Here is an 11,413-nt window from a genome sequence, read left to right as displayed (position 1 = left end):
AAAGGAGGTTTTAAAGTATGGAAAAGCACACACTTGAGGCCCTTGTGAGAAGTGTTGTCGGAAAGAAAAGGGCAGTAAGAAGGCTCAGAAGACAAGGTTTTGTTCCTGGTGTCGTATACGGACCAGATGTAGAACCACTCTCTATTTCTATTAAAAGATCAAATCTTATTAAACTCTTTCACGAGGTTACAGAAGCAAGTATCATAAGCCTTACAGTTAAAGACGAAAATGGTAAAGAAGTATTTTCACACGATGTATTTATTAAAAATGTCCAATATGACAAATTGACAGATGAAGTTAAACATGTTGACTTCTACGCACCTGAAAAGGGACACAAAATGAAAATTAACTTACCACTCGAGTTTGTTGGAAAAGCAAAAGGTGAAGAAAAAGGTGGAGTCCTTGAAATTCATCACCACGAACTTCCTGTTGAAACACTTCCAAATGCAGTAATTGAAAAGTTAGAAATTGACGTAAGCAATTTGGATCTTGGCCAAGCACTATACGTTAAAGATCTTAAACTTCCAGAAGGTATGGAAGCAGAACTTGATGAAGAAGAAATTATTGCAATAGTCTCTACTCCAAGTGGTCTTGAAGTTGAAGAGGAAACAGGAGAAGAAGAAAGTGCAGAACCAGAAGTTATAGAGAAGGGTAAGAAGGAGGAAGAATAATATTTACCTAGTTGTAGGCCTTGGAAATCCTGGTCCACGTTATGCCTTCACAAGGCATAACGTGGGCTTTATGTTTATTGACAGAATTTGTAATAATTTAAAAAAACAAAATAACTACAAGTATTGTCAAAAAACTCTTTTTGGCAAAGATATTTTATTTGTACAACCACTTACTTATATGAACCTAAGTGGTGAAATTTTTCGTTATTTAAATAAAGAAGATTTTAGTGATATAATAGTTGTATACGATGATGTTAATTTGCCTTTGGGAAAAATAAGAATTAGAAAAAGCGGATCATCTGGTGGTCATAATGGAATTAAATCTTTAATAAGTTATCTAGGAGAAGATTTTAAAAGAATAAGAATTGGAATTGGGCCTATTCCTGAAAATGTAAATCTTGTCGATTTTGTGCTTGGAGAATTTGAAGAAGATGAACTAAAAGTCTTGGACAAAGTTCTCGATCTATCTATAGATGCTTTATATACAATTTTTAAAGATGGCATTGATAAAGCTATGAGTTTGTATAACTCTCAAGAGGTGAAATTGTGAGCAAATGTGAAAGGTGTGGAAAAGAGGCGGAGCTTGTTATACAAACCTTTGTAAACTTTGTTCCAAAAAGCATATCTATATGCAAAAAATGCCTTAAAGAAACTCTTTTATACGATACAACCAATTATACCAAAGCTGGTATTGAACTTTTGGCGGCGCATGTTGATTACATTGAAGAAACACAATCAGATTCTTCAACTTATCATTTCAAAAAAAATAACTTGGAAATAATTTCCTTGATGCCTCTTGCAGTTCAATCAGTTATGTTTAAACAAGATGAACTTACTAAGCAAAGAATTACAAAAGACTTAAAAAGTAGAAAAATTTACTTTTTAAAACAGAAATTAGAAAAAGCTGTTAAAAATGAAAACTATGAACTTGCAAAACACATAAAAGAAATTTTAGACAGCCTTGACAATCTCTCCGAAATTTAGCTTCATATTTTGTTTTTACCCTTCCAAAATGATATAATTCCTATTGATATGATAATAATTGTTATTTTATTTATACTAATTTTCAACATTTTCCCTATCTTCTATGGTATTTTTTCCTCCATATACATCAACAACTCATTTTCATTTTCTGCTCTCTTTCAAACACTAGGGGCAAAATATTTTTATATAAGCCTTTTAATTACCATACTTTACGCTCTTTTTAGCGCTTTTATTTCAACATATGTTTCTCTATATATTTCTAAATTAATAAAATTCAACAAATTTGCCTTTATATTTCTCGTGATTGGATGGACAATCCCACCGTATATTGGTGTTCCTGTTTGGAGAACTTTTTTTGAAAAATATACGGATATTTATATAAATCCAATAACTTCTTTTATTTCAGCAACTCTTATTTCTAGTTGGTTTCTTATTCCTTTTACTAGCTTTTTTCTTTACACTTTTTCAGAAACTCAAAATAAAAAATACCTTGAAAGTTTTCTTCTAGAATCAAATAAAACAGATATTTATTACAAAAAAATAGTCGTTCCAAATATAAAAGGGGCTATCTATTCAGCATTTATATTTAATTTTTTAAAAGCCTTTAAAGATTTTCAGGTTCCATGGCTCTTAACAGAAGGCGGCGCACCTCTAAGCTTTGGAATAACTGACAAAGGAATAATTGGTGCAACTACTAACCTTGAGGTTTTAATCTACAAACTTTTTAATTTTGAAAGTGATATTTCACAAGTTTCTTCTATTTCTCTATTAACAATATTAATAATAACCTCTGTTTACTTTCTTTCTAGTAAATTAAATTTAAAGATTAAAATGAACATTTCATATTTTTCAAAGACTCTTTCATATCTTTGGATCTTTTCAATAATTTACTTTTTCTACATACTTTTAACCCTTGCTTTTTCAGATTCTCAAAGCATCTATTTAAAAGGAAGCTTCACACTAAAAAATTTCAAGTATATTCTTGATGATGGCATAGTTAAATCCTTTTCAAATACCTTGCTAATTTCAATTATAACCTCATTATTAAGTATTATACTTTCAATGTATTTTGCATACTTTTTGCTGAATATTAAAAACGGTGAAAATATACTAAACTTTTTTAACTTTCTAAAAATCTTTTCGGGTTTACATATTATAATCTTTATCTTCTATATCTATTCCAAATTGAGATTATTAAATACGTTTACTTCCGTTATCTTAATGTTAGTAGCAAAAAACTTACCATTTTTATCATTACTGTCATACCATTATTTTAAAAATTTTCCAGAAGATCTATTTTTACTTGCAAAGTTAGATAATATACCCAAAAATACTTTCTTTTTCAAAATACTACTTCCAAATAGTTTTTCCCTTGTTTCGTCCTTATTTTTGCTTTCAACATTAAACTCTTTTAATGCATTTTTACCACCTTTAGTTTTTCTATTCGATGAAAGTAAATACACACTAAGTATAAAGTTGTACTCCTACGTTGGAGCAGCAAGCACGCATTATCCACTATGGAATTTGTTCGGTGGTGCATCATTTGCAACATTTTTAATTTTATTAATTTTAACTTTTCTTCTTCTAAAGATTTCTAAAATTTCGTATATAAAATATCTTTAATAAAAGGGGAGGTAGATCATATGAAAAAGGCTTTTGTAGTTATATTCATAATTTCTTCAGTATTATTATTTTCCTACACTGTAAGCCCTAAAAACTTTACCGACGGAAAATATAGAGTTATAGAACTCATTCCACCTTTTGAAAAAATTGAAGCTATGTCATTAATTTCAAATGAAGGAAAAGAAAAGATCTCTTTATACGATTTAATAGAAATAAAAAATGGTAACTTTTATTTTAAAGGAAAAAAGTTCACAAATATGGAAGTTAAGGCAGAATTTTTGGAAAATCTACAAAGAGAAATCTGGCTTTCTTGGGAAGGAATAAATGATATAAAAGAATATATAGAAAAATACTCAAAAATGCATGATTTAAATATAAAAGTTCTTGAGGTTCCAAAAATTTCAAGCAAACTTATTACAATGAGCAAGTCAAATGTCAAACTACCAGATGTAATAATGACAAGTGCGTTTGACTATCCAACATACAAAGAATTAAATATAGTCAAAGGAAAACTTTACAATTATTATTATGACACCCAAATAGTATACGTACAAAAAGATATTAATATAGATCCAAAAAGTTGGAATTTAAAAACCATAGAAAAAATTGTGCAGGATACAAACAAAAAAATTGCAATAAATCCAATAAGTGCATATTGGTTTTCTACATTTTTAATGGGATATGGAAAAATACCACTAATTTCAGACACCTTCATACTAACCGATGAAAATACAATTAATGCATTCAATGTAGTCAAAAAATGGTATGAAAATAACTATTTTGATTTTTTAAATAAACAAGCACAAATAGCATCCTTTGTAAATAAAAAGGTTGCTTTAATGTTTCAAGGATCTTTTTTGCTTCCAATAATCTCCGAAAAAATGGAAGATTTTTACATTTTGCCCCTTCCAAAACCACTTGTACCTTTTAAAGACTATAAAGCATTTGTATCTACAAAAGATGGCGATGAACATTTTACTTACTGGCTTTACCTACTTTTAAATAACCCAGATTTTAAAAAGTACTTTGCAGATAAATACACCAAATTTTTTGATGATTATATTCCTGAAGGAAAATTCAAGAACGTCTTTGAAAGCACTCAAAAAGTAGCCCAGTCAATTCCGTTTGACAAAAGATATGTAAAATTTCACAAAAATGTCTCAGATATTCTTAAATTGATGCTATTTAATAAAATTTCACTGCAAGATGGTTTGAAAAAACTTGAGGAGATAGTAAATGAATAATTATATAATATGGCTTGTTGGGAAAAGAAAGACTGGAAAATCAACTATAGCAAAAGAGCTCAATAAATATTTTATTGAAAAGTCTCTTCCCTCAATTGTACTTGAGGGGAGAGATATTTTTAAAAATGTTAATATACAAGTTCAAGAGAGAATAAAAATTCTTGCAAATACTGCATTTTTATTTTCTAAGTTGGGTTATATAGTTATTGTTCCAGCTGTTTCTCCAAAAAAAAGTATTAGAGAGATGATAAAAAAAATATCACCTGTGCCATTTTTTGAGATATTTATTACTTGTGATGAAAAAATAAGAAAAAAGAGGATAAAATCATCAGATTACTTTCAACTTTATGTTGACAAAATATTTGAAGAACCTGTTAATCCAGACCTTGTTATTGATACTTCACTTCACAAAGCAAATGAATGTGCTAAAATAATAATAGATTACGTAAACAAAAATATACAAGGAGTATGAAAAATGGATTATATTATAGTTCGTGGTGCAAAAGTTCATAATTTAAAAAATATAACTGTAAAAATTCCAAAAAATAAACTTACAGTTATTACTGGTCTATCAGGTTCAGGAAAAAGCTCTTTGGCACTTGATACAATCTACGTTGAGGGGCAAAGAAGATACCTTGAAAGTCTTTCTTCATATGCAAGACAATTTATCGGAAATTTAAAAAAGCCCGAAGTAGAAAGTATTGAAGGACTATCTCCTTCTATTGCTATTGATCAAAAAAGTGTCTCACACAATCCAAGATCTACAGTCGGAACTGTAACAGAAATATACGACCTTTTGAGAGTGCTTTATGCAAAAATTGGTGAAGCATACTGTTACAAATGTGGAAGAAAACTTGAAAAATTAAGTGTTGATGAAATTGTTAAAGATATAATGGAAAATTTTGACGATAGTAGAATATACGTTGAATCACCAATTGCAATTGAAAAGAAGGGAACCTTTAAAGACATCTTCGAAAATTTACTAGAAAAAGGTTATGCACGCATAGAATTAGACGGTGAAGTTTACAGATTGGAAGAAACTCCAGAGCTTAACAAAAATGTACGTCATAATATATTTTTAATAGTTGATAGATTAAGAATTAAAAATGATGAAAATATTAAACATAGGCTTTTTGATTCAGTTGAAATTGCATTGAGAGAATCAAATGGTTTTGTATACATTAAAAATGTTGATACAAACGAGGTAAAAATATACTCTGAAAAGATGATGTGTCCTACTTGTGGTGTTTCAATGCCTGAAATAAATCCAAAATTGTTTTCATTTAACAGTCCATACGGAGCCTGTGATAGATGTCATGGTCTTGGTTTTACTTTGGAAGTTGATGAAAAAAAGGTAATTGATTTTGAAAAGCCTGTTCTTGAAGCAATAAATATCGGTCACAAAGAAGATGGCTGGATCCCACAAAGAATCAAAAAAATATTAAAAATATATGGGGGCGATCTAAAAACACCTTTTAAAGACCTTCCAGAAGAGACACAAGAGGCAATATTGTATGGTACAACTTTTTTTGATGGATTAATTCCAATAGTTAGACAAAGATACGAATATAGTACTTCAGAAGATACAAGACAATGGTATTTAGACAAATTTTTTGTTGAAAACACTTGTCATGAATGCGGAGGGAAAAGACTTAGAAAAGAAGCATTATCAATCTTAATTGATGGAGTTAATATCATTGATTTTACTGAATTGCCCATTTCAGATGAATATGAATTTATAAAAAAACTAAGGAAAAAATTATCGGAAAAAAAGCTTGAAATAGTAAAAGATTTAATAGAAGAACTTGAAAAAAGACTCCAATTTTTAAACGAAGTTGGTCTATCTTATATAAGTCTTTCTAGAAACGTTAAAACATTATCAGGTGGAGAAGCTCAAAGAATAAGGCTTGCTACACAAATTGGTTCAGGGCTTACAGGTGTTACATACGTACTTGATGAACCAACCATTGGGCTTCACCAGAGCGACAATGAAAAACTTATATCAACTTTAAAAAGATTGCGCGACCTTGGAAATACTGTCATTGTTGTAGAACATGATGAAGATGTAATAAGAAGTGCTGATTACCTTATAGATATTGGGCCTGCCGCAGGAATAAATGGGGGAAGAGTTGTTTACCAGGGTCCAATTGAAAACATAGACTCAGATACTAATTCATTGACTATACAATACTTGAAAAGAATTAAAAAAATTGAAGTACCAAAAGAAAGAAGAAAAGGAAATGGAAAATTTTTAACCTTACATGGCGCGCGGCATAATAATTTAAAAAATATAACTGTTTCATTTCCACTTGGAACATTTATTTGTGTAACTGGTGTTTCAGGTTCTGGAAAAAGTTCACTTATAATTGACACACTATACCCTGCACTAATGAACGCGCTTCATAAAACAAAGCATCGTACTGGTGAATTTGATAGATTAGAAGGTCTTGAAAATATTGATAAAGTAATTGCAATAGATCAATCTCCAATTGGAAGAACTCCAAGAAGTAATCCAGCAACATATACTAAAGTTTTTGATGAAATAAGAAAGTTATTTGCAATGACTCCACTTGCAAAGGCAAGAGGTTATACTCCAGGCAGATTTAGTTTCAATGTTAAAGGTGGAAGGTGTGAACACTGTCAGGGGCAGGGAATACTAAAAGTTGAAATGTTATTTTTGCCAGATGTCTATGTACAGTGTGATGTTTGTAATGGAAAAAGGTACAACAGTGAAACTCTACAGATAACTTACAAGGATAAAAATATAGCCGATATTCTTGATATGACTGTTGAAGAAGCATTAGAATTTTTTAAAAATATTCCTAATATTTATTCAACCTTAAAAGTTTTAAACGATGTTGGACTTTCATATATAAAACTTGGTCAACCTGCAACCACACTTTCAGGTGGAGAAGCCCAAAGAATTAAACTTGCTTCTGAATTAAAAAAACGTGCTACAGGCAAAACTGTTTATATCTTAGACGAACCAACAGTTGGCCTTCACTTTGAAGATGTAAAAAAATTAATTAATGTTTTAAATAAACTTGTTGACAAAGGAAATACAGTAATAGTAATTGAACACAACCTTGATGTAATAAAATCTGCTGATTATGTAATTGACCTTGGGCCTGAAGGTGGAATAAACGGTGGTTATATAGTTGCAGAAGGGACACCTGAAGATATTGCAAATTCTAAAAATTCTTTAACCGGAAAATATATAAAGATGGTTTTGGAGGGTAATGATGGATAAAGTAATTGAAATGTTTTCAGATTATCTTGCTCACGTAAGAAGACATTCTGAAAATACATTAAAAGCCTACAAAAAAGATGTCAGAAATTTTTTAACATATGTTGGAAAACAAGTTAATAATATCGAAAGAAAAGACGTAGAAGAATTTTTAAAAGCTCTCTCAAAAGGTGATATTACAGGTGAAAGTCCTCGTGAAACTACTATATCAAGGTATATTTCTAGTTTGAATTCTTTTTTTAATTACCTTGAACTTTCTGGAATGATTTCTGAAAACCCCATGGAAAGAATTAAACATCCTAGAATTAGGAGAAAAATCCCTGATTTTCTCACTGAAGATGAAGTTTCAAGTTTAATTGAGGCTTTCAATGAAGAAAATGAGCTTAAACAAAAAACTGCCATATCATTACTTTACTATGCTGGACTTAGAATTAGCGAGCTGTGTAATCTTAGAACCACTGACATTTCTTTTATTCCACCTTTTTTAAGGGTAGAAATGGGAAAAGGTAGAAAGGACAGACTAGTTCCACTGCCTGACAAAGTAATACCAATACTAAAAAAATATATAGATCTTGAAAATCCCAAAATATTTGTATTTGAAAATGGAAAAAAACATGTACATCCTTCAACTGTTTTTAGATGGTTAAAGGAAGGAATAAAAAGAGCAAATATAAAAAAAGACGTACATCCACATACTCTAAGACATTCATATGCAACTCATCTGATACGAAAAGGGGTAAATATAAAAGTTGTTCAAGAATTATTGGGTCATACAAATCTAAGCACCACAAGTATTTATCTACACGTTGCCGATCAAGAAAAATTTGATGCTGTTAAAAAGTTGTAAAAGAAAAGCCCCCATTTTGGGGGCTTTAGTTTATGGTTTCATTATCTTTTTATTGAATAAAATGCATCCAATCCTCTATATTGAGCAACATCTCCAAGCTCTTCTTCGATTCTGAGAAGTTGATTGTATTTTGCAATTCTTTCACTTCTAGAAAGTGATCCTGTCTTTATCAAGCCAGCATTTGTTGCAACTGCAAGATCAGCAATAAATGTATCCTCGGTTTCACCAGATCTATGAGAAATTACATTTGTCATGTTGTTTGTTTTTGCAAGTTCTATTGCATTAAGTGTTTCAGTTACTGAACCAATTTGATTGAGCTTTATTAATATTGAATTAGATGCTTTTAATTCAATACCTTTTTGTAATCTTTTTACATTGGTAACGTATAAATCATCACCAACTATTTGCACTTTGTTTCCAACTTCTTTATTAAATTTCTGATATGCTTCCCAATCCTCTTGATCAAATGGATCTTCAATTGAAATAATAGGATATTTTTCAATTAATGATTTGTAATACTCAATTAATTCATCAACTGTTTTTTCACTACCATCAATAAAGTATTTTCCAGTTTCTTCATTATAAAATTCACTTGCTGCAACATCCAATGCTATAAAGATATCTTTTCCTGGCTCGTAACCTGCTGCTTGAATTGCTTGTATTAAAACTTGAATTGCCTCTTCATTATTTTTCAAGTTTGGCGCAAATCCTCCTTCATCACCTACTGCAGTTACATGTCCTGCTTCTTTTAAAATTTTTTTAAGTGCATGGAAGGTTTCTGCTCCATATCTTAAAGCTTCTCTAAAACTTGGTGCTCCTGCAGGGACAATCATAAATTCTTGAATATCAAGGTTGTTATCTGCATGTGCACCACCGTTAATAACGTTCATTAAAGGTACTGGTAAAACCTTTGCATTCACACCGCCAAGATATTTGTACAATGGAAGTTGTAACGAATTTGCTGCTGCTCTAGCAACTGCCATAGAAACTCCTAAAATTGCATTTGCACCTAATTTACTTTTATTTTCTGTACCATCAAGTTCAAGAAGAACGTTATCAATATAAACTTGATCGTAAGCATTAAGGCCTAAAAGTTTTGGTGCAATTAGCTCATTTACATTTTCAACTGCTTTTAATACACCTTTTCCTAGATATCTTTTTTTATCACCATCTCTTAATTCTAAAGCTTCAAACTTTCCAGTAGATGCACCAGAAGGTACGATAGCTCTACCTATTGAGCCATCTTCTAACATAACTTCAACTTCAACAGTAGGATTTCCGCGGGAATCAAGTACTTCTCTTGCAAAAACATCGATAATTTCAATGTACATCTTTTCACCTCCAAGTTTTTTATTTCACAATTATATTATACACCATAAATGTTTCAAAAATTATTATAAATTATTACAAAAAAATCCCTCCGCAACTTGCGGAGGGACTATTAATCTAAATCACTGCAATATTAGAAGCTTGTGCTCCAGTAAAGTTTTGCATACCATTGTGCATCGTCTTTGTGAATGTCTGTTTTTCCATCTTCATCAGCATCGTCATATAATGTTCCATAGAATACCGAGAATGTTGTATTGTCATCAAGCATGTATTTTGCATTTACATTATAACCAAATTCGTCACTTACGTATCTAACTGCTGCACCTAATGTCAATGCATCGATTGGTGTTACTGAAAGATCTGCATTAAGATCTACAGCTGTTGCCGCACCAACAATATCTGCCCATTCTGCTGATGCATTAACTGCAACCATATCATCATCATAACCTGCTGCAAGTGTCATCTTAATTGATGTTGCTGCATTAACTACATCTGCCCAACCGAGTGCTAAGCTTGCATCAAACATATTTGTGTATGCAACTTTGAAGTTTACTGGAACTGTAAATTCTGATGGTGTTGCAAGACTTGCAATCTTAAATGATACATCACCAGAAATTGTTACTGTTGATGGCATTGAATATTCAACAGCTGCTTTTACAGACACTGATGAAGCATCATTGTCTCTTGCAAATGCAAATTGGCTAACGTTTTGTTTCCATGTAAAGGTTTGTGTTAAGGTTACAATTGAAAATTCTGCTTCTAAGCTTTCGTCAATACCATATGCAAAAGTATTATTTGAATCAACAATACCTGCTACTCCATCAAGATCCAATGTTGCAAATCCAAGATCCAAGCTTGTATTTGCATTTAAACCATATTGGTAAAGATTTGTTTGTGTTGCTTCATCTGCATCATAAAATGCTGCTGCAAGATTTACATTTGCCACACTGTATGTAACTCCAACAAAATCATCAAACCATTTGTGTGTTGTTGGTGTTCCTGTGTTATAATCAACTTCAGTTACTACATCTTGGAATACTACTGTCAATCCATCAACTGCTTTTAATGTTAAAGAAATGTTATCTTCAGCATTTAACAAATAGTTACCATCTTTGTCAGGTGTTACAAAATATTGGAATCCTGCTGCACCTTTTGTATAATCAAGTGCGAAAATGTTGTTTTCAAAGCTCAAGCTTTTAAATGATAATGATTTTCCAACAACATCAATTGCAAAGGATACGCCAAATTGAGTATCTGCACTTGGTGAAATTGTAACTGAAGGTTTTACTAATCCACCATCAATGTCTACCCCTTTTTCGTCAATACCCAATGTAAAGGATGCACTACCAGACCATGATACTGTTGGTGTTGCTGTACCTGCAAATAATGCAGTCAATACAAACAATGACAATAACACAACTAAAAACTTTTTCATAAAACTCCTACCTCCTTTAATATAATAGTATAA

At 31.0% G+C, this 11,413-nt stretch carries 10 protein-coding genes; 8 read left to right on the top strand and 2 right to left on the bottom strand.

The window, feature by feature from the left end; translation table 11 throughout:
- Positions 1-17 precede the first annotated feature (17 nt).
- Genes OB7_RS00890 through xerA form a run of 8 tightly spaced genes read left to right on the top strand, consistent with a single transcriptional unit; the run spans position 18 to position 8,616 of the window.
- Entirely contained in the window at positions 18-671 is a 654-nt protein-coding gene (locus OB7_RS00890; RefSeq protein WP_114702261.1) for a 50S ribosomal protein L25, read from the top strand.
- Position 672: 1 nt separating this feature from the next.
- Positions 673-1,221: an aminoacyl-tRNA hydrolase gene (gene pth, locus OB7_RS00885; protein WP_114702260.1), complete on the top strand. Its 549-nt coding sequence runs from the start codon at positions 673-675 to the stop codon at positions 1,219-1,221.
- Positions 1,218-1,655: a UvrB/UvrC motif-containing protein gene (locus tag OB7_RS00880; protein ID WP_114702259.1), complete on the top strand. Its 438-nt coding sequence runs from the start codon at positions 1,218-1,220 to the stop codon at positions 1,653-1,655. The genes pth and OB7_RS00880 overlap by 4 nt, the downstream gene beginning before the upstream one ends.
- 48 nt (positions 1,656-1,703) lie before the next feature.
- A complete protein-coding gene (locus OB7_RS00875) occupies positions 1,704-3,278 on the top strand; it encodes an ABC transporter permease subunit (protein WP_282956775.1) in 1,575 nt (524 codons plus the stop codon).
- A gap of 20 nt (positions 3,279-3,298) precedes the next feature.
- Positions 3,299-4,522 carry a type 2 periplasmic-binding domain-containing protein gene (locus OB7_RS00870; protein ID WP_114702257.1) on the top strand — a complete coding sequence of 408 codons (1,224 nt, stop codon included), beginning with the start codon at positions 3,299-3,301 and terminating at the stop codon, positions 4,520-4,522.
- Positions 4,515-4,994: an adenylyl-sulfate kinase gene (locus tag OB7_RS00865; RefSeq protein WP_114702256.1), complete on the top strand. Its 480-nt coding sequence runs from the start codon at positions 4,515-4,517 to the stop codon at positions 4,992-4,994. The genes OB7_RS00870 and OB7_RS00865 overlap by 8 nt, the downstream gene beginning before the upstream one ends.
- A 3-nt stretch (positions 4,995-4,997) precedes the next feature.
- Positions 4,998-7,772: an excinuclease ABC subunit UvrA gene (gene uvrA / locus OB7_RS00860; RefSeq protein ID WP_114702255.1), complete on the top strand. Its 2,775-nt coding sequence runs from the start codon at positions 4,998-5,000 to the stop codon at positions 7,770-7,772.
- Positions 7,765-8,616 carry a site-specific tyrosine recombinase/integron integrase gene (gene xerA, locus OB7_RS00855; RefSeq protein ID WP_114702254.1) on the top strand — a complete coding sequence of 284 codons (852 nt, stop codon included), beginning with the start codon at positions 7,765-7,767 and terminating at the stop codon, positions 8,614-8,616. The genes uvrA and xerA overlap by 8 nt, the downstream gene beginning before the upstream one ends.
- Positions 8,617-8,657: 41 nt before the next feature.
- On the opposite strand, the gene eno is transcribed toward xerA, so the two are convergent.
- Positions 8,658-9,947 carry a phosphopyruvate hydratase gene (gene eno / locus OB7_RS00850; protein WP_114702253.1) on the bottom strand — a complete coding sequence of 430 codons (1,290 nt, stop codon included), beginning with the start codon at positions 9,945-9,947 and terminating at the stop codon, positions 8,658-8,660.
- A gap of 131 nt (positions 9,948-10,078) precedes the next feature.
- Entirely contained in the window at positions 10,079-11,380 is a 1,302-nt protein-coding gene (locus tag OB7_RS00845; protein ID WP_114702252.1) for a hypothetical protein, read from the bottom strand.
- Positions 11,381-11,413: the final 33 nt, after the last annotated feature.

The sequence above is a fragment of the Thermosipho africanus Ob7 genome (genome assembly GCF_003351105.1).
GTDB lineage: Bacteria > Thermotogota > Thermotogae > Thermotogales > Fervidobacteriaceae > Thermosipho > Thermosipho africanus.
The sequence above is the reverse complement of the archived record's forward strand: the minus strand, read 5'-3'. Positions and strand labels throughout refer to the sequence as shown.